Source organism: Haematobacter missouriensis, from assembly GCF_000740775.1.
Classification (GTDB): Bacteria; Pseudomonadota; Alphaproteobacteria; order Rhodobacterales; family Rhodobacteraceae; genus Haematobacter; species Haematobacter missouriensis.
This window is the reverse complement of the sequence record NZ_JFGS01000017.1, coordinates 46,794-71,312: the sequence shown is the minus strand read 5'-3', so window position 1 is coordinate 71,312 and position 24,519 is coordinate 46,794. Positions and strand designations below refer to the sequence as shown.

Below are 24,519 nucleotides of genomic sequence, written 5' to 3'. Positions count from 1 at the left end.
ACGTTTGCGATCGCAGAAGGCGCTTGCTGCGCCGCAGTCGGTTGACCCCGACGGGGGGCAGGGGTAAACCGCTTCGCAGCCAACCGGGATGCTACGGTATCCCAGCGAAGGAGCCACCAGTGGACGATCTGCTGAGAGAATACCTGCCGATCCTCGTCTTTCTCGGTGTTGCCGTCGCCCTCGGCCTCGTCCTGATGCTTTCGGCTGCGATTCTCGCGGTGCGGAAACCGGACCCGGAAAAGGTCTCGGCCTACGAGTGCGGCTTCAACTCGTTCGACGACGCGCGGATGAAGTTCGATATCCGCTTCTACCTTGTCTCGATCCTGTTCATCATCTTCGACCTCGAAGTCGCCTTCCTGTTCCCGTGGGCAGTGGCGTTCGGGGGCCTCACAGAAGTGGCCTTCTGGTCGATGATGATCTTCCTCGGCGTCTTGACCGTCGGCTTTGCCTACGAATGGAAGAAGGGAGCTCTCGAATGGGAGTGATGACCGGCGCGAACACCGCGGGCGCTGACCGCGAAGTGGCCACCCAGGCGCTGAACCGCGAGCTTCAGGACAAGGGGTTCCTGCTCACCTCGACCGAGGACATCATCAACTGGGCCCGCATCGGTTCGCTCCACTGGATGACCTTCGGGCTGGCCTGCTGCGCGGTCGAGATGATCCAGATGTCCATGCCGCGCTACGACGTGGAACGCTTCGGCGCGGCACCGCGTGCCTCGCCTCGCCAGTCAGACCTGATGATCGTCGCGGGCACCCTGACCAACAAGATGGCCCCCGCGCTTCGCAAGGTCTATGACCAGATGCCGGAGCCGCGCTACGTGATCTCCATGGGATCCTGCGCGAACGGCGGTGGCTATTATCACTACAGCTATTCGGTTGTCCGGGGCTGTGATCGGGTCGTTCCGGTCGATGTCTATGTTCCGGGGTGTCCGCCCACGGCGGAAGCGCTGCTCTATGGCATCCTCCAGTTGCAGCGGAAAATCCGCCGCACCGGCACCATTGCACGTTGAGGGTAAGATGAGCGACGCAGTCCTTGCAGATGCCCCTCTCGCCGAACTGGCGGAGCATATCCAGAGTCGGCAGCCGCAGCATGTCCTGTCCACGAAGGTGGAATTCGGGGAGTTGACGGTCGAGGCCGACCGCAATTCCATCGTGCCGTTTCTGGAGTTCCTGAAAACCGATCCGAACTGCCGTTTCTCGACGCTGGTCGATCTGACGGCGGTGGACTACCCCGAACGCGAAGCCCGCTTCGATGTGGTCTATCACCTGCTGTCGATGTACCAGAACCAGCGCTTGCGCGTGAAGATCCAGGTGCGGGAGGAGGAACTCGTCCCCTCTGTCACCGGAGTCCATGCCGGGGCGAACTGGCTGGAACGGGAAGTGTTCGACATGTTCGGCATCCTGTTCTCCGGCCATCCGGATCTGCGGCGGATCCTGACGGACTACGGTTTCCGCGGCTTCCCGCTGCGCAAGGACTTCCCGACCACCGGCTACACGCAGGTGCGTTATGACGAGGAACAGAAGCGGGTGATCTACGAACCTGTCAACCTCGTGCAGGAATATCGTCAATTCGACTTCATGTCGCCATGGGAGGGTGCACAATACATCCTGCCGGGCGACGAGAAGAAGTGAGGAGGGTCTGAGATGGACGGTGCTTTCGACGACGCTCTGACCGGCGAACAGAAGATCCGTAATTTCAACATCAACTTCGGGCCGCAGCACCCGGCGGCACACGGCGTGCTGCGCATGGTGCTGGAGCTGGATGGTGAGGTGGTTGAACGCGCCGACCCGCATATCGGCCTGCTTCATCGGGGCACCGAGAAGCTGATGGAGAGCCGGACCTATCTTCAGAACCTGCCCTATCTGGACCGGCTCGACTACGTCTGTCCGATGAACCAGGAGCACGCCTACTGCCTGGCCATCGAGAAGCTGACCGGAACGGTGGTTCCGCGGCGCGCGAGCCTGATCCGGGTGCTCTATTGCGAGATCGGGCGCATCCTGAACCACATCATGGTCATCACCACGGGCATCATGGACGTAGGCGCGCTGACACCGCCGCTCTGGGGCTTCACCGCCCGCGAAGAGCTGATGGTGTTCTATGAGCGGGCCTGCGGGGCGCGTCTGCACGCGGCCTATTTCCGTCCCGGCGGCGTCCATCAGGATCTGCCGCCCGACCTCATCGACGATATCGACGCCTGGGCCGACAGGTTCCCGAAGCTCATCGACACTCTGGATGCGCTCATCACCGAGAACCGCATCGTGAAGCAGCGACTTGTGGATATCGCCCTCGTGACGGAGGAAGACATCCAGCAGTACGGCTTCTCCGGCGTCATGGCCCGCGGGACCGGGCTCGCATGGGATCTTCGCCGCTCGCAGCCTTACGAGTGCTACGACGAGTTCGATTTCCAGATCCCCGTGGGCACCAACGGTGATTGCTACGACCGGTATCTCTGCAGGATGCAGGAGATGCGGGAATCGACCAAGATCATCAAGCAGGCCATCGCAAAACTCCGGCAGACCCCGGGCGATGTGCTGGCGCGCGGTAAGATCACCCCGCCGAAGCGCGGTGACATGAAGCGCTCCATGGAAAGCCTCATTCACCACTTCAAGCTCTACACCGAGGGGTTCCACGTGCCCGCCGGTGAGGTCTATGCTGCGGTTGAGGCGCCCAAGGGTGAGTTCGGCGTCTATCTCGTCGCCGACGGAACCAACCGGCCCTACCGCGTGAAGCTGCGCGCTCCGGGCTACATGCACCTTCAGGCGATGGACTATCTCGCCAAGGGGCATCTTCTGGCCGACGTGACCGCGATCATCGGCACGCTCGACATCGTGTTCGGCGAGGTGGACCGGTGAGCCGCCCCGCCCAAAGCCAGCTGGCCGCGCCCGTCGCGGCCCGCCAGACCGGAGCCGTCTGATGCTACGCCGTCTTTACCACGCGCAGCCCAACCACTTCGAGTTCGCTCCCGCGAACCTCGATTGGGCGAAGGCGCAGATCTCGAAATATCCCGAAGGGCGCCAGGCGTCCGCGGTGATCCCGCTGCTCTGGCGGGCGCAGGAGCAGGAAGGTTGGCTGACCAAGCCCGCGATCGAATATGTCGCGGACATGCTGGGCATGGCCTATATCCGCGTGCTCGAAGTGGCGACCTTCTACTTCATGTTCCAGCTGCAACCGACGGGCACTGTAGCCCATGTCCAGATCTGCGGCACGACGTCCTGCATGATCTGCGGTGCAGAAGACCTGATGGCGGTTTGCAAGAAGCGGATCAACGCCCAACCCCATGAACTCTCGGCGGACGGAAAGTTCAGCTGGGAGGAAGTGGAATGTCTGGGCGCCTGTTCCGGCGCGCCGATGGCCCAGATCGGCAAGGACTACTACGAGAACCTGACCGAGGACAAACTCGTGGCCCTGCTCGACGACCTGGCCGCCGGCAACGTTCCGGTGCCGGGTCCGCAGAACGGGCGCTTCTCCTCCGAACCAGCGACGGGCCTGACGAGCCTCACCGATCTTGCGGAAGACCGGCCGGAGCGCAACGCCTCCGTGACGCTCGCGCTCGCGATCGGGGATACCGTGAAGCGCATCGATGGCACGGAAGTGCCGCTCAATGCGCCTTGGCTCGACCGTTCTGACCGTAATGCGCCCGTCGACGCGAGCGAGGCGGAGGTCCAGCCCACTCCGGGTGCGGGTCACCCGATCGATGAGACGGGCATTTCGATCGAGGAAGCCCCCGTGGATACCATCGGGCGGCCGGAAGTCGATGGCACCGCCACCGGCGGCACCGCGACGGGTGAACCGGGCCAGCCTGTGGCGGGCGACGATCCCGAAGGTCGGGACGACAAGGATGTGGACCAGGAGCCGGAAAGCGATCCCAAGGCTACGGCGGAGGATGCCGTAATCCTTGGCGGGGGTGCCCCGACGCGCCCGGGCTTCCTACCCGAGCCGCGGGAGGGAGGGGCGGACAATCTGCTCCGCATCTCCGGCGTCGGCCCGAAGCTCGAGAAGATGCTCCACGACCTCGGCATCTTCCATTTCGATCAGATCGCTGCCTGGACGGCGGAGGATCTGGCATGGATCGACGAGCATCTGCACGAATTCAAGGGGCGCGCCCTGCGCGAGGATTGGATCGGGCAGGCGAAAATCCTCGCTGCCGGCGGGGAGACCGAGCATTCCCGCAAGGTGGAGCGTGGGGAGATCTGATGACGGAGGACGCGCACAGGGCACTGGCCGTGCAGGCCAGACAGGCGGGCGGCGTGATGGCCGCCGCGATGGTGCTCTGGTTCGTCCTGCAATGGTTGGGAGGGCGCATGGGCTGGGATAGCCGCTATGCTTTCCTGATCGACTTTGCCGCGATCGGAGCCCTTGTGTGGGGTATGATCGTCACATGGCGCGTCTGGCGCAAACGCCGGGCCTTGGAAGGGTGAGAAGATGCTGAAGGACCAGGACCGGATCTTCACCAACATCTACGGGATGCATGACCGCTCCCTGGCCGGCGCGAAGAAGCGCGGGCACTGGGACGGGACTGCCGGCCTCATCGAGAAGGGGCGCGACTGGATCATCGACGAGATGAAGAAGTCGGGCCTGCGTGGCCGGGGCGGGGCAGGTTTTCCGACCGGCATGAAATGGTCCTTCATGCCGAAGGAATCCGACGGTCGTCCGGCCTATCTGGTCATCAACGCCGATGAATCCGAACCCGCGACCTGCAAGGACCGGGAGATCATGCGCCACGATCCGCATACGCTGATCGAGGGCGCTCTGATCGCCTCCTTCGCCATGGGCGCGCATGCGAGCTACATCTACCTGCGCGGCGAATACATCCGGGAGCGCGAGGCGCTGCAGGCCGCCATCGACGAATGCTATGAGGACGGTCTGCTCGGCGTGAACCCGGCAGGCTCGGGCTGGGACTTCGATCTCTACCTTCATCACGGGGCAGGCGCCTATATCTGCGGCGAGGAAACGGCCTTGCTGGAGAGCCTTGAAGGCAAGAAGGGCATGCCGCGGATGAAGCCGCCGTTCCCGGCGGGCGCGGGGCTTTACGGTTGCCCGACCACGGTGAACAATGTCGAATCCATCGCCGTTGCACCCACCATCCTGCGCCGGGGCGGCGAATGGTTCGCCTCCTTCGGCCGGCCGAATAATGCGGGCGTGAAGCTCTTCGGTCTGACCGGGCATATCAACACGCCCTGCGTGGTCGAGGAGACCATGTCCATCTCGATGAAGGAACTCATCGAGAAACACGGCGGCGGTATCCGCGGCGGCTGGAAGAACCTGAAGGCTGTGATTCCCGGCGGCGCGTCCTGCCCGATCATCCCGGCGGACCAGTGTGATGATGCCATCATGGATTATGATGGCATGCGGGAGCTGAAATCCTCCTTCGGCACCGCCTGCATGATCGTGATGGACCAGCAGACGGATGTCATCAAGGCGGTCTGGCGGCTGGCGAAATTCTTCAAGCATGAAAGCTGCGGCCAGTGCACGCCTTGCCGGGAAGGCACGGGTTGGATGATGCGCGTGATGGACCGCTTGGTCACTGGCGATGCGGAAGTCGAGGAAATCGACATGCTCTTTCAGGTAACCAAGCAGGTGGAGGGCCACACGATCTGCGCGCTCGGTGATGCGGCGGCCTGGCCGATACAGGGTCTCATCCGCCATTACCGCAATGAGATCGAAGACCGCATCAAGTATAAAAAGACCGGGCGCGTCTCGGCCATCGCGGCGGAGTGACGATGGCGCCCGAGGGAATGCATCTCGCCGAGCTGAACATCGGACGGCTGATCGCTGAAACCGATGATCCGCGGGTGGCGGAGTTCATGGCGGCGCTGGACCGGGTGAACACGCTCGGCAAGCGGATGCCGGGCTTCGTGTGGATGATGGAAGGTTCGGGCGAACCGGGCAAAGGCAATACGGAAATGAAGATTGCGGGCGATCCGCGCTTCGTTTCCAACCTCACCGTCTGGGAAGACGTGGCGAGCCTTGAGCGCTTCGTGTGGAACACAGTCCACCGCAGCTTCTACGAGCGGAGGGCGGAGTGGTTCGAGGTGCTGGGGCGGATGCATTTCGTCATGTGGTGGGTGCCTGCCGGGCACCGGCCTAGGCTGGAGGAGGGTCTGGCGCGGCTGGACCACCTGACGGCCCGTGGCGACAGCGACCATGCCTTCGGGTGGAAATATCTGGATGACGCGCGGCTCTGGCAGAGCCGTGGGTGCCGGCAGATCGCGGCGGAGTAAGTGATGTCGAATATCAGGAAAATCTCCATCGACGGCCTCGTCTATGAAGTGGACGGCGCGATGACCATCCTGCAGGCCTGTGAGGTCGCCGGGATCGAGGTGCCGCGCTTCTGCTACCATGAGCGGCTGTCCATCGCGGGCAACTGCCGGATGTGTCTGGTGGAAGTGGTCGGTGGCCCCCCGAAGCCCACGGCGTCCTGCGCCATGCAGGTGAAGGATCTGCGTCCCGGCCCGAACGGCGAGCCGCCGGTGGTCAAGACCAATTCGCCCATGGTGAAGAAGGCGCGGGAAGGGGTGATGGAGTTCCTGCTCATCAACCACCCGCTCGACTGCCCGATCTGCGATCAGGGCGGCGAATGCGACCTTCAGGACCAGGCGATGGCCTATGGCGTGGACTTCTCCCGCTACCGTGAGCCGAAGCGTGCGACCGAGGATCTGAACCTCGGCCCGCTGGTCGAGACGCATATGACCCGCTGCATCTCCTGCACCCGCTGCGTCCGCTTCACCACAGAGGTGGCCGGTATCACCCAGATGGGCCAGACCGGTCGGGGCGAGGACAGCGAGATCACCAGCTACCTCAACCAGACGCTCGACAGCAACATGCAGGGCAACGTGATCGATCTGTGCCCGGTCGGCGCGCTTGTGTCGAAACCCTACGCTTTCACCGCGCGTCCTTGGGAACTGACCAAGACCGAGACGATCGACGTGATGGATGCGCTCGGCTCCAACATCCGGGTGGATACGAAGGGCCGCGAAGTCATGCGCATCCTGCCGCGCAACCATGACGGCGTGAACGAGGAGTGGATCTCCGACAAGACACGCTTCGTCTGGGACGGGTTGCGCCGCCAGCGGCTCGACCGGCCCTATGTGCGCGAAAACGGCAGGCTGCGCCCGGCAACCTGGGGTGAGGCGCTGGAGAAGGCCGCTGCCGCGATGAAGGGCAGGAAGGTCGCTGCACTGGTGGGCGATCTTGCCCCGGTGGAGGCGATCTATGCTCTGAAGGAACTCGTCCAAGGGCTTGGCGGCAATGTGGAATGTCGGACAGACGGGGCGAAGCTGCCCGCTGGTAACCGGTCGGGCTACGTCGGCACTGCGCGGATCGAGGATCTGGAAAATGCGGCGCTGATCCAGCTCATCGGCACCGATCCGCGCAACGAATCTCCAGTACTCAACGCCCGTATCCGCAAGGCGTGGATCAACGGTGCGAAGGTCGGACTGATCGGGTCCGCCGCCGACCTCACCTACAGCTATGACCATGTCGGAGCGGGGCGCGCCGCGCTGCGGGAGCTTGCGGGCAAGGACATCTCCGACGAGACAAAGGCGAAGCCCAGCGTCGTCGTCATCGGGCAGGGAGCATTGACGGAGGCGGATGGCGCGGCGGTGCTTTCGCAGGCGATGCGGCTGGCTGAAAACAGCGGCTCCGGCTTCCTTGTACTGCACACCGCGGCGAGCCGCGTGGGCGCCATGGATGTCGGCGCGGTGACCGAGGGCGGGATGGATGCCGCGCTAAACGGGGCGGAGGTGATCTACAGCCTCGGCGCCGATGAAATGGAGATCGCACCCGGGCCGTTCGTCATCTATCAGGGCCATCACGGAGACCGTGGTGCGCACAGGGCGGATATCATCCTGCCGGGTGCCGCGTATACCGAGGAAGCCGGTCTGTTCGTCAATACCGAAGGCCGTCCGCAACTCGCGCTCCGCGCTGGTTTTCCGCCGGGTGAGGCGAAGGAGAACTGGGCGATCCTGCGGGCGCTTTCGGCCGAACTCGGCGCGACGCTCCCCTATGACTCTCTGGCTGCGCTGCGCCGGAAGCTGGTGGCGGAGGTGCCGCATCTTGCACGCATCGACGAGGTGGCCGAAAACGCTTGGACCCCGCTCGACCCCAGTGCGCCGGCAGATGCCGACTTCCGCCCGGTGATCAAAGACTTCTACCTGACCAACCCCATCGCCAGGGCGTCGCAGTTGATGGCAGAGCTTTCCGCTCTCGCCGCCGCCCGTCGCTCGCCGGCTATGGCGGCGGAGTAAAGCACCGTGATCCGGTTCGACCCCACCGGCAACTATCGTATCCGGGCTGGCATCTGCAGGCCGGATGCTGTTAACAGCAGCGTGACCGGAGGGAGCGAGTCTCTCTCCCCGGCCGACCCAGCGATGACCGACGGTCAATGAACGTGAGGCAAGATGGCTGACTTCTTCTCCACCACCGCAGGGACCATCGTCCTCATCGTCGGTCAGTCCCTTCTGGTCGTCGCCTTTGTGATGCTGTCGTTGATCTATCTGGTCTATGGTGACCGGAAGATCTGGGCAGCGGTCCAGATGCGCCGCGGGCCGAACGTCGTCGGTCCATGGGGCCTGTTCCAGACCTTCGCCGACGCTCTCAAATATGTCCTGAAAGAGATCGTGGTTCCCGCGGGGGCCGATAAATTCGTCTTCTTCCTCGCCCCGCTTTTGTCCTTCGTCCTGGCGATCCTCGGCTTCGCGGTGATCCCGTTCGCGGATGGCTGGGTGCTCGCCAACATCAACGTCGCCATCCTGTTCCTGTTCGCCATCTCCTCGCTTGAGGTTTATGGCGTGATCATGGGCGGATGGGCATCGAACTCCAAATATCCCTTCCTCGGTTCGCTCCGGTCCGCGGCGCAGATGATCTCCTATGAGGTGTCGCTGGGGCTCATCATCATCGGCGTGGTGATCTCCACCGGCTCGCTGAACCTCTCCGCCATCGTACATGCTCAGAGCGGCTCGGCCGGGCTGTTCAACTGGTATTGGCTGCCGCACCTGCCCATGGTCGTGCTGTTCTTCATCTCCGCCCTGGCGGAGACGAACCGCCCGCCCTTCGATCTGCCTGAAGCGGAATCCGAACTGGTGGCGGGATTCATGGTCGAATATTCATCCACGCCTTATCTGCTCTTCATGGCGTCGGAGTACATCGCCATCTGGCTGATGTGCGCACTCATCTCCATCCTGTTCTTCGGCGGCTGGCTCTCGCCCATTCCGGGCCTGCCCGACGGCGCGATCTGGATGTTCCTGAAGATGTGTTTCTTCTTCTTCCTCATCGCGATGGTGAAGGCGATCGTGCCGCGTTACCGCTACGACCAGCTCATGCGGATCGGCTGGAAGGTATTCCTTCCGTTGTCGCTGATCTGGGTCGTGCTCATCGCGTTCCTCGCGCGCTACGAAGTGCTCGGTCACTTCTGGGCCCGCTGGTCGATGGGGGGCTGAAGATGAAAAGGCAGCCGACGAAACAGACGCCGAAGGAAAGGGCGCACTGATGGCCACCATAAACTATGCGCGCGCAGCGAAGTATTTCTTGATGACCGATTTCATCAAGGGCTTCGGTTTGGGTCTGAAGTACTTCTTCGCGCCCAAGGAGACGGTGAACTATCCGTTCGAAAAGGGCCCGCTGTCTCCCCGCTTCCGCGGTGAACATGCCCTGCGGCGTTACCCGAACGGTGAGGAACGCTGCATCGCCTGCAAACTGTGCGAAGCGATCTGCCCGGCACAGGCCATCACCATCGATGCAGAACCGCGGGAGGACGGCTCCCGTCGGACCACGCGCTATGACATCGACATGACCAAGTGCATCTACTGCGGCTTCTGTCAGGAGGCCTGTCCGGTGGACGCGATCGTGGAAGGCCCCAACTTCGAGTTTTCCACCGAGACGCGCGAAGAGCTGTTCTACGACAAAGCCAAGCTTCTCGACAACGGGGCCCGCTGGGAAGCCGAAATCGCCCGCAATCTCGAGCTTGACGCTCCATATCGGTGAGGCAGACATGAGCGACGACTTCTCCCGCATGTTCAAGGCGATGCTGGAAAGCAGCCAGGAGATGGCGCGCTCGCTCAATCCGGCACTCGAAGATTTCCGCATGCCGGGCTTCGACGAGCTGATGCCGACCATGTCCAAGAACTTCATGGAGATGGCCTTCGGCAGGACATTCAACCGCGAGGGGCTGGACAGCAAGACCCGGCTGCTCGTGATCATCGCCGCGCTCACCATGCTCGGCGCGCAGGCGGAGCCGCAGTTGAAGCTCACCATCCGCCACGCGCTGGAAGCGGGCGCGACCAAGCGGGAGATCGCGGAAGTGATCTACCAGATGGGCATGTTCGGCGGGCTGCCGTCGATGAACCGGGCGCTGGAGATCGCGCAGAGCGTCTTCGGGGCCAAGGGAACAGAAGAATGACGATGCTAACCTTTGCCTTCTATCTCTTTGCCATCACCACGGTGTTGGCCGGTCTCATGGTCGTGACGGCACGGAACCCCGTGCATTCCGTTCTCTGGCTCATCCTGGCTTTCTTCGCGGCGGCGGGGCTGTTCGTCCTGCTCGGGGCGGAGTTTGTGGCGATGCTGCTGCTCATCGTCTATGTCGGCGCGGTTGCTGTGCTCTTCCTTTTCGTCGTGATGATGCTCGACGTCGATTTCGAGGAATTGAAGAGCGAGATGGTGCGGTACATGCCGCTCGGCCTGCTGATAGGCCTTGTCATCATCATGCAACTCGCCATCGCGTTCGGAAGTTGGACGATGGCGCCGACGGCGGAGGCTGCACGGATGGCGCCGGCCCCTGCACCGGAGGTCATGCACAACACCGCCGCACTCGGTCACCTGATTTATGACCGCTACGTTTACCTCTTCATGGCCTCCGCGCTTGTGCTGCTGGTCGCGATGATCGGGGCAATCGTGCTCACGCTGCGGCACCGGACGAATGTGAAGCGGCAGGATGTGATCAAGCAGATGATGCGCGATCCGGCGACGGCGATCGAGCTCAAGGACATCAAGCCGGGGCAGGGACTCTGACCACCCCGACGAAACAAGGGCGGCCCGACCGCCGGTGAAGGCCGGTGCGGAAGCGCCGGAAGCGAGGGACGAGGACGATGATCGGACTCACACATTATCTGACGGTGGCCGCGGCGCTGTTCGTCATCGGGATCTTCGGGATCTTCCTCAACCGGAAGAACGTGATCGTCATCCTGATGTCGATCGAGCTGATCCTGCTGTCTGTGAACATCAATCTGGTGACCTTCTCGGCCTTCCTCGGCGACCTCGTCGGGCAGGTCTTCACCCTTTTCGTGCTGACGGTCGCGGCGGCCGAAGCGGCGATCGGTCTGGCGATCCTGGTCTGCTTCTTCCGGAACCGCGGCACCATCGACGTCGAAGACGTCAACGTGATGAAGGGCTGAGGCATGGAAAAGATCATCGTCTTCGGCCCGCTTCTGGCGGCGATTATCGGCGGCTTCGGCTGGAGGATCATCTCGGAGCGCGGGGCGCAGTTCCTCACGACAGGGTTGGTTTTCCTCGCAGCGATCCTGTCTTGGGTGCTGTTCCTGACATATGGGGGCGAGGCGTATCGCGTCCCGCTGATGACCTGGCTCGAGTCCGGCACGCTCTATGCAGACTGGTCGCTACGGATCGACCGGTTGACGACGATCATGCTGATCGTGGTCAATACGGTCTCCGCACTCGTTCATCTCTACAGCTTCGGCTATATGGCCCATGACGACAACTTCGGCGACACGCCCTATCGGGCGCGGTTCTTCGCCTACCTGTCGTTCTTTACCTTCACCATGCTCATGCTGGTGACGTCGGACAACCTGCTCCAGATGTTCTTCGGGTGGGAAGGCGTCGGCGTCGCCTCCTACCTGCTGATCGGCTTCTACTACAAGAAGCAGTCGGCGGGCGCGGCGGCGATGAAGGCGTTCATCGTCAACCGGGTGGGTGACTTCGGCTTCATCCTCGGTATCGCGGCGCTCTACTTTCTTGCGGATTCGATCCGCTTCGACGACATCTTCGCGGCAGCGCCCTCGCTCGCCACGACGGAGATCAGCTTCCTGTGGCGCGACTGGAACGCTGCCAATCTCGTGGCATTTCTGCTGTTCATCGGGGCCATGGGAAAATCGGCGCAGCTTTTCCTGCACACCTGGCTCCCGGACGCCATGGAAGGCCCCACGCCGGTCTCAGCCCTGATTCACGCCGCGACGATGGTGACGGCAGGGGTGTTCCTGGTCTGCCGCATGTCGCCGGTGATCGAATTTGCACCAGAAACCAAGACCTTCATCGTCATCATCGGTGCGTCCACCGCGTTTTTCGCGGCGACGGTCGGCCTCGTGCAAAACGACATCAAGCGCGTCATCGCTTATTCGACCTGTTCGCAGCTCGGCTACATGTTCGTGGCCGCGGGCGTGGGCGTCTATTCGGCGGCGATGTTCCATCTGCTCACGCACGCCTTCTTCAAGGCAATGCTTTTCCTCGGTGCGGGTTCGGTCATCCATGCGATGCATCATGAGCAGGACCTGCGGAATTACGGTGGATTGCGCAAGAAATTGCCTGTCACCTACTGGATGATGATGATCGGCACATTGGCGATCACCGGCGTGGGCATTCCGCTTACTCATATTGGTTTCGCCGGATTCCTCTCGAAGGACGCGATCATTGAAAGCGCTTGGGCCGGGGGCACGGGAGCATCGCAATATGCTTTCTGGATGCTGGTCATCGCCGCCTTCATGACATCCTTCTATTCATGGCGGCTGATGTTCCTCACCTTCTTCGGCAAGCCGCGCGATGCACATGTCGTCGAGCATGACACGGAGGAACCGGACGGTCACGCCGGCCACGGCGTGGATCAGCATTCCAGCCATAACGACAGCGATCATGGCCACGATCATGGCCACGGGCATCACGGTTCCGCCTATGATCATGCGCATGAAAGCCCGAGGGTCATGCTGGTCCCGATGATCGTTCTGGCTTTCGGCGCGGTCTTTGCAGGGATGATCTGGCAAAAGCCCTTCTTCGGCGATCATCACGCGGTGGAGCATTTCTTTTCCATTCCGGCGGAGCACGAGGAAGTCGCAGCAATCTCCCATGGGGCGGCGCCCGCGGAAGCTCCTGTTGGAACGGCCGCTAATGAGGCTGCAGCGGCAGACCATGCCGCTTCGGCGGAAGGCGCACCGGCAACGGCGGAGCATGGAGCAAGTCCTGAGAAGCTCGGTGCGATCTTCATGCATGCCGACAATCACGTGATGGAAAATGCCCACCATGCCCCGGTCTGGGTCAAGGTATCACCGTTCGTCGCGATGCTTCTGGGGCTGGGGCTGGCTTATATCATGTACATTCGCGATCCGAGCCTTCCGGCGCGTGTCGCCGCCACCAATCGCCCGCTCTACAAGTTCCTGCTGAACAAGTGGTACTTCGACGAGATCTATACGTTCATCTTTGTCCGCCCGGCGCAGGCGGTCGGACGGTTCCTGTGGAAAAACGGTGACGGTGCGACGATCGACGGCGGGATCAATGGGTTGGCCACCGGGATCATTCCGTTCTTTGCACGGCTCGCGGGACGGCTGCAGTCGGGTTACCTGTTCCACTACGCTTTCGCCATGGTGGTGGGTATTGCCCTGCTTGTCACTTGGATGACGCTCTGGGGAGGAGCGCACTGATGGAAAACCTCCTTTCGATCGTCACCTTCACGCCCCTTGTCGCGGCGATCATTCTCGCGCTGTTTCTGCGCGGGGACGACGCGGCGGCCCAGCGGAATGCCAAGTGGCTGGCGCTCATCGCGACAACGGCGACCTTCCTCATCTCGCTGTTCATCCTGATCGGCTTCGACCCGTCCGATACCGGCTTCCAGTTCGTGGAAAGCCGGGAGTGGATTCTCGGCCTTCGCTACAAGCTGGGTGTTGACGGCATTTCCGTGCTCTTCGTCATGCTGACGACCTTCCTCATGCCGCTGACCATCGCGGCCTGCTGGGATGTCACCTACCGGGTGAAGGAGTACATGATTGCCTTCCTCATCCTGGAAAGCCTGATGATCGGCGTCTTCGTGGCGTTGGACCTCGTGCTGTTCTACCTGTTCTTCGAAGCGGGCCTGATTCCGATGTTCCTCATCATCGGCATCTGGGGCGGGAAGGACAGGATCTACGCTTCCTTCAAATTCTTCCTCTATACCTTCCTCGGCTCCGTGCTGATGCTGGTGGCGATGGTGTCGATGTACTGGCAGGCGGGCACGACCGACATTCCGACCTTGCTGAACCATCAGTTCGCCTCCGCCCCGCTCACGCTCATGGGTTGGCAGATCATGGGCGGCGTGCAGACGCTGCTGTGGCTCGCCTTCTTTGCCTCCTTCGCGGTCAAGATGCCGATGTGGCCGGTCCACACCTGGCTGCCGGATGCGCACGTGCAGGCTCCCACCGGGGCGTCCGTTCTGCTGGCGGCGGTAATGTTGAAGATGGGCGGCTACGGTTTCCTGCGCTTCAGCCTGCCGATGTTCCCGGTGGCGTCCGACCTGCTGGGGCCGTTCGTTCTGTGGCTGTCCGTCATCGCGATCGTCTATACCTCTCTCGTTGCGCTTGTGCAGCAGGACATGAAGAAGCTGATCGCCTATTCGTCGGTGGCACATATGGGTTATGTGACCATGGGGATTTTTGCGGCCAACCAGCAAGGGCTGGACGGCGCGATCTTCCAGATGATCAGCCACGGCTTCGTCTCGGGCGCCCTCTTCCTTTGCGTCGGCGTGGTTTACGACCGTATGCACACCCGGGAGATTTCCGCCTATGGCGGCCTGGTGAACCGGATGCCCGCCTATGCGACGATCTTCCTGTTCTTCACCATGGCGAACGTTGGTCTGCCCGGCACATCCGGCTTCATCGGAGAGTTCCTGACGATCGTCGGGGTGTTCCAGGTGAACACCTGGGTCGCGACCTTAGCCGCAACCGGGGTGATCCTGTCGGCCTGCTACGCGCTCTGGCTCTACCGCCGCGTAGTGCTGGGCGATCTGGTCAAGGAAAGCCTCAAGTCCATCACCGACATGACCCGGCGCGAGAAGGCGATTTTTGCCCCGCTCGTCGCCATGACACTTCTGCTTGGCGTGTATCCGTCGCTCGTTACCGACATCATCGGGCCTTCCGTGGCCAATCTGGTGCAAGGTTACGAGACGGCGGTCGCCCAGGCCGGTGAGGCCGCGACGCGGCTCGCCCGGAATTGAACCGAAGGACCGCGCCATGATCTCTGCCGATATTGCCATCGTCCTGCCGGAGCTGCTGCTTGCGGCCTATGCGATGCTAGCGCTGCTCTTCGGGGTCTATACGGGCAAGGATGCGACCGCCACGCTGATCACCTGGGTGACGGCGGTGGTAATGGTTCTTCTGGCATTCTGGATAGGCATGGGTGGCGGCACGCGGCTCGCCTTCGGGGGTATGTTCGTCGACGACGCCTTCTCGCGGTTCGCGAAGGCGGTCATTCTGGTCTCCGGCGCCTTTGTGCTGGTGATGGGCCGCGACTATCTTGCCAAGCACGACCTGCTCCGCTTCGAATATCCGGTGCTGTTCGCGCTGGCGACCGTCGGCATGATGGCGATGGTCTCCGCCGGCGATCTGATGTCGCTTTATCTTGGCTTGGAGCTTCAGTCGCTGGCCCTCTACGTGCTTGCGGCGATCCGGCGTGACAATCTCAAGTCCACCGAGGCGGGCCTGAAGTACTTCGTGCTCGGCTCGCTGTCTTCCGGGATGCTGCTCTATGGCGCGTCCCTCGTTTATGGATTTGCGGGCACGACTCTGTTCAGCGGCATCATGGAGGCCGTCAGAGGGTCCGAGCAACTGCCGCTCGGCCTGCTCTTCGGGCTGGTGTTCATGCTCGCCGGGTTGGCGTTCAAGATCTCCGCCGTGCCCTTCCACATGTGGACGCCCGATGTCTATGAAGGTGCGCCGACGCCGGTCACCGCCTTCTTCGCCACTGCCCCCAAGGTTGCGGCCATGGCGCTCATCGCCCGGCTCGTTCACGGCGCCTTTGGCAATGTCGCGGGGGACTGGAGCCAGATTGTCGCATTCCTGTCGGTCTGCTCCATGTATCTTGGGTCTATCGGCGCGATCGTGCAGACGGACATCAAACGCCTGATGGCCTATTCCTCCATCGCCCACATGGGGTACGCGCTGATGGGCCTCGCCGCGGGGACGAGCTTCGGGATTCAGGCGATGCTCGTCTATATGGCGATCTACGTCACCATGAACATCGGCACCTTTGCCTTCATCCTGTCGATGGAGCGGGATGGACGTCCGGTGAGCGATATCGACTCGCTGCGCCTGTTCAGCAAGCGGGAACCGCTGAAGGCGCTGGCGCTTCTCGTCCTGTTCTTCAGCCTCGCGGGCGTGCCGCCGTTCATCGGCTTCTTCGGAAAGTTCTACGTCATCATGGCGGCGGTTGAGGGCAACATGACCTGGCTTGCGGTTATGGGTGTCATCGCTTCCGTGATCGGTGCCTATTACTACCTCCGTATCGTCTATTATATGTACTTCGGTGAAGAGGGCGCTGGCGTGGAAAGCCGGATGGGGCCGGTGCAATGGGTGATGCTGATGGGCTCGGCGGCGATCATGCTGGTCGGTGTCATCAACCTGTTCGGCATCGAACCTTATGCGCAGGCCGCGGCCACGGCGCTCGTTCCCTGAGGCATGACGGGCCCTGAGGCATGACGAGGGTGGCCGACTGGCCGGCGGGTATCGGGCGGCACGTCCATGCCGAACTGGACAGCACGCTGAACGAGGCGGCGCGTATCGCGCCAGTTCTCTCGGCCCCTGCGTGGATTCTCACCTACAATCAGACGCAGGGGCGGGGCCGGCGCGGTCGTCCCTGGGCCATGCCGTCGGGCAACTTTGCCGGCGCGCTGGTGCTGAGGCCGCAAGAGCCACCCGCGACGGTGGCGCTCCGCTCCTTCGTGGCAGCGCTCGCCCTTGCCGATGCCTTGAGCGAAGTGACAGGCCGGCCGGAACTCCTCGCACTCAAGTGGCCCAATGATGTACTGCTTGCCGGTGGCAAGGTGGCTGGCATTCTGCTGGAAGGCATCGGGCAGGGCGGCCACGTCAGCCATCTCGCCATCGGTATCGGTGTTAACCTGGCAGAGGCACCACCTGCCGAGGCGCTGGAGCCGGGAGCCGTGCACCCGGTGAGCCTGCTGGCCGCAACCGGTGCCCAGGTCGCGCCCGAGGAATTCCTGTCCGTGCTTGCCCGGAGCTATGCTGCGCGCGAGGCCGTCTTCATGACGCAGGGCTTCGCCCCCATCCGGGAGGCATGGCTCGCCCGCGCCGCGCGGCTGGGCGAGCGTATCACGGCGCGGACGGGCAGCACCGCGACCACGGGGATTTTCGAGACGATCGACGCGCAGGGGGCGCTCGTTCTGGCAACGTCGGAGGGGCGGCGGGCCATTCCCGCTGCGGAAGTGTTCTTCTGAGGGGGAGAAGGCCATGCTGATGGCGATCGATTGCGGCAACACCAACACGGTGTTCTCCATCTGGGACGGCGCGCACTTCATCGCCACGTGGCGCACCGCGACGGATCATCGCCGCACGGCGGATCAATACTGGGTCTGGATCAAGCAGCTCATGACGCTGAACCAGATCGACGCGGATGTGACGGAGGTCATCATCTCCTCCACCGTGCCACGGGTCGTGTTCAACCTCAGGGTGCTGTGCAACCGGTATTTCGACTGCCGCCCGCTGGTGGTGGGCAAGCCGGAATGCCGCCTTCCGAATCCGCCACGGGTGGACGCGGGCACGCTCGTCGGCCCGGACCGGCTGGTCAATACGGCAGGAGCCTATGACCGGCATGGGGGTGATCTGATCGTCGTCGATTTCGGCACGGCCACGACGTTTGACGTGGTGGATAGCGACGGGGCCTATATCGGGGGCGTGATCTCTCCTGGCGTGAACCTGTCGATGGAGGCGCTGCACATGGCCGCCGCCGCCCTGCCGCACGTGGATGTGACCAAGCCTGAACAGGTGATTGGCCGAAACACCGTCGCCTGCATGCAGTCCGGCATTTTCTGGGGCTATGTGGGTGTGGTGAAGGAGATCTGTGCGCGGATTCGGGCGGAAAGAGGCCGTTCCATGCTGGTGATCGGCACCGGGGGGCTTGCGCCTTTGTTCGCGACCGGCGAAGACCTGTTCGACCGTCTTGAAGACGACCTGACGATGCATGGGCTGCGCATCATCAACGACTACAACAAGGACACACCCCGCGAATGAGGGATACGCATGAGTGAACGGCTGATCTTCCTGCCCCTGGGCGGCGCCGGCGAAATCGGCATGAACGCCTATGTTTTCGGCTACGGGCCGGCGGGTCGGGAGCGGCTGATCCTCGTCGATCTGGGTGTGACCTTCTCGGACATGGAGACCACCCCAGGCGTCGATCTCATCATGGCCGACGTCTCCTGGCTGACCCAGCGGGCCGACCGGCTGGAGGCGATCTTCATCACCCATGCGCATGAGGATCACCTTGGCGGGATCGGCCATCTCTGGCCGCGGCTGAAGGCGCCCGTCTATACACGAACCTTCACCGGCGTTCTTGCGCGGCTGAAGCTGGAGGAGCAGGGTCTGGCGACCGACATGCTCAACATCGTCGGTGCCTATCCCGAGCAGGTGGAGGCGGGGCCGTTCCGTGTCTCCTTCATGCCCGTGTCGCATTCCATCCCGGAAAGCGCTGCGCTGGTCATCGATACACCCGCTGGCCGGGTGGTTCACTCCGGGGACTTCAAGCTGGACGGGACGCCGGTGGTGGGTGAGCCTTTCGATGCCGCCGCCTGGCATACGATGGCGCGGGCGAATGGCAAGGTGCAGGCGTTCACCTGCGACTCGACCAACGTCTTTTCACCCCGTCCGGGCCGTTCGGAAGCCACCCTGGCCGCGCCGCTGCTCGATCTCGTGGTGAATGCGCGCGGCATGGTGGTCGCCACGACCTTCGCGTCGAACGTCGCGCGCTTGAAGACGCTGGCCGATGCGGCGGTCGCTGCGGGACGCTCCGTCTGCCTGCTCGGGCGCGCGATGCGCAAGATGGTGGCGGCGGCGGTCGAGGCCGGCGTGCTGACGGATTTCCCCCCGACCGTGTCGCCCGAGGATGCGGCGAGCATGCCGCGGGAGAACGTGATGCTCATCGTCACGGGCAGTCAGGGCGAGCGGCGTGCGGCTGCCGCACAGCTGTCGCGCGGGCGCTATCTGGGGCTGGAGTTGAAGGAGGGCGATATGTTCCTCTTCTCCTCCCGCACCATTCCCGGCAATGAACGCGGCGTGATTCGCATCATGAACGCGCTCTCGGAAATGGGCGTGGATGTGGTGGATGACAACGACGGTCTCTACCATGTTTCAGGTCACGCCAACCGGCCGGATCTGGAGGCGGTGCATGATCTGGTCTCTGCCCGCATGGTCATTCCGATGCACGGCGAGCATCGTCACCTGAGGGAGCATGCAAAGCTCGTCGCAGCCAAAGGCATCCCTTCGGAAATCGTTACCAACGGCATGATGATGGATCTGTCCGGCGATCGTCCGCGCGTGGTCGACCATGTGGATACGGGGCGGCTCTATCTCGACGGCAATGTGCTGATCGGCGCGACAGATGGGGTAGTGCGTGACCGCATCCGCATGGCGCTGAATGGGCATGTTCTCATCACCGTCATCATCGACGACGAAGGCGAGATCCTCGGCGATCCTTGGGCGGAGGTCATGGGTCTGCCCACGCGGGGCCGGAGTGGCGGCGCATTGGAGGAGGTCATCGAGCAGGCGCTCGCCGATCTGCTGGAGAAAGTGTCACACAAGGTCATCGCAGATGACGGCAAGCTCGACGAGGCCATCCGCCGCCAGGTGCGCCAGACATCCGTGCAGGAAATCGGCAAGAAGCCCGAGGTCACCGTGGTGGTCAGCCGTCTGCTGGAAGAGTGAGCGTCAGACCTTGATGCCGTAGGTGCGAGGCGGACTGCCAAGCATCCTGCGGAACATTGTGGTGAAAGCCGCAACGCTTTCATAGCCGAGGTCGAGCGCCACGGTCGTCACCGGCTCGCCTGCGGCAAGCCGGGGCAGGGCGGCGAACAGGCTCGCCTGCTGCCGCCAGCGGGACAGGCTCAAGCCCGTCTCCTGCTGGAAGCGCCGGGTGAAGGAGCGACGGCTCATCCCGGCACGTGCGGCCCAGTCGTCGATGGCGACATGGGCGTCGGGTGAGGCGACGAATTCCCGGCACAGCCGTGCAAGCCGTGGATCGGTCGGGAAGGCCAGCGCAAGCGGACGTTCCGACAGCAGCGGTATTTCATGTAGCAGCAGGTGGTTGACGAGGGGATCGCGCTTACCCAGCGGTCCCAGAGGCGGGAGATCGGATGCCGCCTTCAGCAGTTCCCGCATCAGCGGCGTGACATGGACCACCCGGATGGTGCTCGGCAGGCCCGGATGTGCGCCGGGCAGGACATAAGCCGACCGCATCCGCACATTGCCAAGCATCTCTACCGAATGCACCGTTTCGGCGGGCAGCCAGAGGGCATGGTCCTTCGGCACCATCCATCGCCCCGCATCTGCGCGAACGAGCAGAACGCCTTCCAACGCATGGATAAGCTGGGACCGGCTATGCTTGTGCGGCGGCACCAGCCGGTAATCCGGGTAATCCGCGGCCGCGGCGATCAGAGGTTCGCTGGATATGTCGAGCGCGTCGAGCGTCGGCTTCGGCACCGCCGTCCGGTCACGATAGTTGGGGTCCGCCTCCATGCTGTCCTCCGTTGGCCCGGACGCGAAAGTCTTTGACCAAAGCACGAAAGAACTCAATTGGGAACTGCCTTAAGAACGGGCGGAAATATTACGCGGAGTCGTTCCCTTGTCCGATGTGGCCATAACCCCTGATATCGCGGCGCCATTGCAGCCCGCACAGCCCGCCCCGCGGCGACGTCTGGATAGCACGACCTGGTCGATCATCCTTGCCGTCAGCCTGTGTCATATGCTGAACGATGTGATGCAGTCGCTGCTCGCGGCGATTTATCCTCTGCTGAAGGCGGATTTCGCGCTGGATTTCTGGCAGATCGGTGCGCTGACGCTGGCGTTCCAGGGCACCGCTTCGCTTCTGCAGCCGGCGATCGGCATTTATACCGACAAGAACCCGTTGCCGATGTCGCTGCCCTGGGCTTCGGTCCTTACTTTTCTCGGGTTGATGGTGCTCTCGGTCGCCGGCAGCTATCCGACTCTGCTCATCGGCGCTTCGCTGGTCGGGATCGGTTCCGCCATCTTCCACCCGGAGGCGTCGCGCGTGGCCCGGTTCGCTTCCGGTGGCCGTTACGGCACGGCGCAGTCGCTCTTTCAGGTGGGCGGCAACTTCGGCACCTCGCTGGGGCCGCTGCTTGCTGCCTTCATCGTGGTGCCGCTCGGGCGTCCGGCCGTGGCTTGGTTCGGCGTTCTGGCGCTGATCGCCGGCTTCGTGCTCTATCGGGTCGGGCTTTGGTATCGCGATATCCGCGAGGAACTGCAGGCTCGCAAAGCCGCTGACAAGACGCTGCCGCTACCGCGGGCGCGGGTGATGTGGTCCATCGGGATCCTCGCCTTCCTCGTGCTGACCAAGAATGCCTACATGGCGGGGATGACCAGCTTCTACACCTTTTATCTGATCGACACCTTCGGTCTCGGCACGCAGGCGGCGCAGGTGAAGCTGTTCCTGTTCCTCGGCGCAGTTGCCGTCGGCACGATCCTCGGCGGGCCCTTTGCCGACAGGTTCGGCCCGCTCACGGTGATCTGGGTGTCCATCCTGGGTGTGCTGCCCTTCACGCTGCTGCTCCCCCATGCGAACCTGTTCTGGACGGGGGTGCTGACCGTCGTGATCGGCGTGATCCTCGCCTCGGCCTTCTCCGCCATCGTGGTCTTTGCACAGGAACTGCTGCCGGGGCGTGTCGGGATGGTTGCAGGTATCTTCTTCGGCCTTTCCTTCGGGCTCGGCGGGATCGCCGCCGCACTGATCGGGCTTGCGGCCGACAGCCACGGGATCGCCAGCGTCTATCACGTCCTTGCATGGTTCCCGGCGCTTGGTCTGCTGACGATCTTCCTGCCGAAATCGGCGGAACTGCGGCGCAAGAGCTGATGCGAAAAGGGCGCCCTAAGGGGCGCCCTTTCACAATTCCGGGTTTTCACCCTCAGTAATCCAGCGGCCTGTCGCCATCCTTGTCCTTCACGCGGGTCGGCAGGCCCAGGCGGTCGAGTTCCTTGAGGAACGGCAGCGGCGGCAGCTCCTCCACATTGACCATCTTGCCCACGTCCCAGTCACCACGCGCGATGAGGATCGCGGCAGCAACCGGGGGCACACCAGCGGTGTACGAGATCCCTTGGCTGCCGACTTCCTCATAGGCTTCCTTGTGGTCCGCGACGTTGTAGATGAACACTTCGGCCGCTTCGCCGTTCTTCGTTCCGGTCACCAGATCGCCGATGCAGGTCTTGCCCTCATAATCGGGGGCGAGGCTCGCAGGATCGGGCAAGACGGCCTTTACCACCTTGAGCGGCACGACCTCCTGACCCTCGGCCGTCTTCACAGGCTTTTCGGAGAGCAGGCCGAGATTCTTCAGGACGGTGAATACGTTGATGTAATGGTCGCCGAAGCCCATCCAGAAGCGCACATCCGCGTCCGGATAGTTGGCGGAGAGGGAGTGCACCTCATCATGGCCGGTGAGATACGCCTTTTGCTTGCCGACGACTGGCAGATCCCACTCTCGCCCAACCTCGAACATGCTGTTCGACTGCCACTGGCCATTCTGCCATGAATAGACCGTGCCCGTGAATTCACGGAAGTTGATCTCCGGGTCGAAGTTGGTGGCGAACCAGCGCCCGTGCGACCCTGCATTGATGTCCACGATGTCGATCGACTTCACCGCATCGAGATAACGGTCAGCGGCGAGGCGGGCATAGGCATTGACCACGCCGGGATCAAACCCGACGCCGAGGATCGCGGTTACGCCCGCTTGCGCCGTGCGCTCCCGCCGCTGCCATTCATAGTTGCCATACCACGGGGGTGTTTCGCATATCTTCGCTGGGTCTTCGTGGATGGCCGTGTCCATATAGGCCGCGCCCGTTCGGATACAGGCTTCCAGCACATACATGTTCACGAAGGCGGAACCGACATTAATGACGATCTCCGCACCCGTCCTCTCAATCAAAGTCGCAACCGCGTCGGTATCCATCGCATCGACGGCATGACCTTCAAGCACGCCGGCAACCTTCAGGGCGCTTTTCGCATGCACGCTTTCGATGATCGCATCGCATTTCGCCTTCGTACGTGATGCGATGTGGATGTCGCCCAGAACGTCGTTGTTCTGGGCGCATTTATGCGCCACGACCTGCGCCACGCCACCGGCTCCGATAATGAGGACGTTCTTCTTCATTCCATGAGGCCTCGTTGGTCTGTGAGTGAAGGCCCCGCCATTGGGGGCGCGGGGTCAGGAAAGTGCGGCGGCGAATTCGTCATAGCCGAAGTCGCGCACTTCAGTCAGGGTTCCATCCAGCTCGCGGATGGCGATGGAAGGCATCTTCACACCGTTGAACCAGTTCTTCTTGACCATCGTGTAACCGGCGGCATCCTGAATCGACAGCCGGTCCCCGGCTTTCAGGGGGTGGGGAAAGCGGAACTCGCCGAAGATATCGCCTGCGAGACAGGATTTTCCGCAGACCATCCATTCCTCCGGCCCTTCGTTCGGCTCCATCTTGGCGGACTGACGATAGATCAGCAGATCAAGCATATGGGCTTCGATAGAGCTGTCCACGATGGCAAGATTCTTTCCATTGTGCAGCGTGTCGAGCACCGTAACCTCCAGCGTGGTGGATTTGGTGATCGCCGCCTCTCCCGGCTCCAGATAGACCTGAACGCCGAAAGTGTCGGAAAACCGCTTCAGCCGCTCAGCGAGTTTCATCAGCGGATAACCCTCGCCGGTGAAGTGGATGCCTCCGCCCAGCGAAATCCAGTCCAGCCGCCGGATCAGCCCACCGAAGCGTTGCTCGATCAGGCCCAGCATCTCGTCAAACCGCTCGAAACTCTCGTTTTCGCAGTTGTTGTGGAACATGAAGCCGGAAATCGCATCCAGATGCGGTTCGATCCGCTGCGGATCCCATTCGCCGAGCCGCGAGAAGGGCCGCGCCGGATCCGCCAGATCGAAGCCGGAGGTGGAGACGCCGGGATTGACCCGCAGGCCGCGGACATGCCCCTCCGACACGTCGCGGAAGCGTTCGAGCTGCCCGGCGGTGTTGAAGATGACCTTGTCGGAATTGGCCAGAACCTCGTCGATCTCGTCAGGTGCCCAGGCGACGGAATAGGCGTGCGTCTCGCCCGGAAACTTCTCACGTCCGAGCTTCACCTCGTAAAGCGAGGAGGAGGTGGTTCCGTCCATGTAGTCCGACATGAAGTCGAAGACCGACCATGTGGCGAAGCACTTGAGCGCCAGCAGCGCCTTGGCGCCGGAGGCTTCGCGCAGCGTGGCGATCTTCTCCATGTTGGGCAGGAGCAGCGCCTTGTCGATCACGTAGCAGGGTGTCTGCATGGGGGGCCTCCTACGGC

General features: G+C 62.7%; 24 protein-coding genes. 21 read left to right on the top strand and 3 right to left on the bottom strand.

What is annotated here, in order from left to right:
• Window positions 1-119: 119 nt before the first annotated feature.
• The 20 genes from CG51_RS11590 (at window position 120) to CG51_RS11495 (ending at window position 19,898) form a co-directional block, all read left to right on the top strand.
• On the top strand, window positions 120-485 hold the full coding sequence (locus CG51_RS11590; protein ID WP_035745146.1) for an NADH-quinone oxidoreductase subunit A: 366 nt from the start codon (window positions 120-122) through the stop codon (window positions 483-485).
• On the top strand, window positions 476-1,009 hold the full coding sequence (locus CG51_RS11585; RefSeq protein WP_179209136.1) for a NuoB/complex I 20 kDa subunit family protein: 534 nt from the start codon (window positions 476-478) through the stop codon (window positions 1,007-1,009). The genes CG51_RS11590 and CG51_RS11585 overlap by 10 nt, the downstream gene beginning before the upstream one ends.
• 7 nt (window positions 1,010-1,016) lie before the next feature.
• Window positions 1,017-1,631, top strand: a complete 615-nt coding sequence (locus CG51_RS20085) for an NADH-quinone oxidoreductase subunit C (RefSeq protein ID WP_035745144.1) — start codon at window positions 1,017-1,019, stop codon at window positions 1,629-1,631.
• 12 nt (window positions 1,632-1,643) lie between these two features.
• A complete protein-coding gene (locus CG51_RS11575) occupies window positions 1,644-2,852 on the top strand; it encodes an NADH-quinone oxidoreductase subunit D (RefSeq protein ID WP_035745142.1) in 1,209 nt (402 codons plus the stop codon).
• A gap of 61 nt (window positions 2,853-2,913) precedes the next feature.
• Complete coding sequence (locus CG51_RS11570) at window positions 2,914-4,194, top strand: NADH-quinone oxidoreductase subunit E (RefSeq protein WP_035745140.1); 1,281 nt, start codon at window positions 2,914-2,916, stop codon at window positions 4,192-4,194.
• Window positions 4,194-4,418, top strand: coding sequence for a DUF5337 domain-containing protein (locus tag CG51_RS11565; protein WP_035745138.1), 225 nt, complete (start codon window positions 4,194-4,196; stop codon window positions 4,416-4,418). The genes CG51_RS11570 and CG51_RS11565 overlap by 1 nt, the downstream gene beginning before the upstream one ends.
• A gap of 4 nt (window positions 4,419-4,422) precedes the next feature.
• Window positions 4,423-5,718, top strand: a complete 1,296-nt coding sequence (nuoF, locus tag CG51_RS11560) for an NADH-quinone oxidoreductase subunit NuoF (protein ID WP_035745135.1) — start codon at window positions 4,423-4,425, stop codon at window positions 5,716-5,718.
• 2 nt (window positions 5,719-5,720) lie between these two features.
• Entirely contained in the window at window positions 5,721-6,221 is a 501-nt protein-coding gene (locus tag CG51_RS11555; protein ID WP_035745133.1) for a DUF3291 domain-containing protein, read from the top strand.
• A 3-nt stretch (window positions 6,222-6,224) separates the two neighbouring features.
• Window positions 6,225-8,246: an NADH-quinone oxidoreductase subunit NuoG gene (gene nuoG / locus CG51_RS11550; RefSeq protein WP_035745131.1), complete on the top strand. Its 2,022-nt coding sequence runs from the start codon at window positions 6,225-6,227 to the stop codon at window positions 8,244-8,246.
• Between the two features lie 153 nt (window positions 8,247-8,399).
• On the top strand, window positions 8,400-9,437 hold the full coding sequence (gene nuoH, locus CG51_RS11545) for an NADH-quinone oxidoreductase subunit NuoH (protein WP_035745129.1): 1,038 nt from the start codon (window positions 8,400-8,402) through the stop codon (window positions 9,435-9,437).
• Window positions 9,438-9,486: 49 nt separating this feature from the next.
• Window positions 9,487-9,981 carry an NADH-quinone oxidoreductase subunit NuoI gene (gene nuoI, locus CG51_RS11540; RefSeq protein ID WP_035713893.1) on the top strand — a complete coding sequence of 165 codons (495 nt, stop codon included), beginning with the start codon at window positions 9,487-9,489 and terminating at the stop codon, window positions 9,979-9,981.
• A gap of 7 nt (window positions 9,982-9,988) precedes the next feature.
• The gene (locus CG51_RS11535) at window positions 9,989-10,396 is read left to right on the top strand and encodes a carboxymuconolactone decarboxylase family protein (RefSeq protein WP_035713892.1); all 408 of its coding nucleotides are present in this window, start codon (window positions 9,989-9,991) and stop codon (window positions 10,394-10,396) included.
• 2 nt (window positions 10,397-10,398) lie between these two features.
• The gene (locus CG51_RS11530; protein WP_035713891.1) at window positions 10,399-11,007 is read left to right on the top strand and encodes an NADH-quinone oxidoreductase subunit J; all 609 of its coding nucleotides are present in this window, start codon (window positions 10,399-10,401) and stop codon (window positions 11,005-11,007) included.
• 77 nt (window positions 11,008-11,084) lie between these two features.
• Entirely contained in the window at window positions 11,085-11,390 is a 306-nt protein-coding gene (gene nuoK, locus CG51_RS11525) for an NADH-quinone oxidoreductase subunit NuoK (RefSeq protein WP_035745126.1), read from the top strand.
• A gap of 3 nt (window positions 11,391-11,393) precedes the next feature.
• The gene (gene nuoL, locus CG51_RS20740) at window positions 11,394-13,640 is read left to right on the top strand and encodes an NADH-quinone oxidoreductase subunit L (RefSeq protein ID WP_035745125.1); all 2,247 of its coding nucleotides are present in this window, start codon (window positions 11,394-11,396) and stop codon (window positions 13,638-13,640) included.
• Window positions 13,640-15,184 (top strand): NADH-quinone oxidoreductase subunit M, encoded by a 1,545-nt coding sequence (locus CG51_RS11515; protein ID WP_035745122.1) that lies wholly within the window; start codon window positions 13,640-13,642, stop codon window positions 15,182-15,184. The genes nuoL and CG51_RS11515 overlap by 1 nt, the downstream gene beginning before the upstream one ends.
• 16 nt (window positions 15,185-15,200) lie before the next feature.
• Window positions 15,201-16,640 (top strand): NADH-quinone oxidoreductase subunit NuoN, encoded by a 1,440-nt coding sequence (gene nuoN / locus CG51_RS11510; protein ID WP_088239060.1) that lies wholly within the window; start codon window positions 15,201-15,203, stop codon window positions 16,638-16,640.
• Window positions 16,641-16,660: 20 nt separating this feature from the next.
• Window positions 16,661-17,419, top strand: a complete 759-nt coding sequence (locus CG51_RS11505) for a biotin--[acetyl-CoA-carboxylase] ligase (RefSeq protein ID WP_035745119.1) — start codon at window positions 16,661-16,663, stop codon at window positions 17,417-17,419.
• 13 nt (window positions 17,420-17,432) lie between these two features.
• Window positions 17,433-18,212: a type III pantothenate kinase gene (locus CG51_RS11500; protein WP_035745117.1), complete on the top strand. Its 780-nt coding sequence runs from the start codon at window positions 17,433-17,435 to the stop codon at window positions 18,210-18,212.
• Between the two features lie 9 nt (window positions 18,213-18,221).
• On the top strand, window positions 18,222-19,898 hold the full coding sequence (locus tag CG51_RS11495) for a ribonuclease J (RefSeq protein ID WP_035745114.1): 1,677 nt from the start codon (window positions 18,222-18,224) through the stop codon (window positions 19,896-19,898).
• A gap of 3 nt (window positions 19,899-19,901) precedes the next feature.
• Here CG51_RS11495 and CG51_RS11490 read toward each other — a convergent pair whose 3' ends face one another.
• On the bottom strand, window positions 19,902-20,708 hold the full coding sequence (locus CG51_RS11490; RefSeq protein WP_051930478.1) for an AraC family transcriptional regulator: 807 nt from the start codon (window positions 20,706-20,708) through the stop codon (window positions 19,902-19,904).
• A 115-nt stretch (window positions 20,709-20,823) separates the two neighbouring features.
• Between CG51_RS11490 and CG51_RS11485 the strand changes: the two genes are divergently transcribed.
• Window positions 20,824-22,062 carry an MFS transporter gene (locus CG51_RS11485; protein WP_332888856.1) on the top strand — a complete coding sequence of 413 codons (1,239 nt, stop codon included), beginning with the start codon at window positions 20,824-20,826 and terminating at the stop codon, window positions 22,060-22,062.
• A 52-nt stretch (window positions 22,063-22,114) separates the two neighbouring features.
• On the opposite strand, the gene CG51_RS11480 is transcribed toward CG51_RS11485, so the two are convergent.
• Together CG51_RS11480 and CG51_RS11475 are read right to left on the bottom strand one after the other, a co-directional pair.
• Window positions 22,115-23,353 (bottom strand): saccharopine dehydrogenase family protein, encoded by a 1,239-nt coding sequence (locus tag CG51_RS11480; protein ID WP_035745111.1) that lies wholly within the window; start codon window positions 23,351-23,353, stop codon window positions 22,115-22,117.
• A gap of 54 nt (window positions 23,354-23,407) precedes the next feature.
• Window positions 23,408-24,502, bottom strand: coding sequence for a carboxynorspermidine decarboxylase (locus CG51_RS11475; protein WP_035745110.1), 1,095 nt, complete (start codon window positions 24,500-24,502; stop codon window positions 23,408-23,410).
• Window positions 24,503-24,519 lie beyond the last annotated feature (17 nt).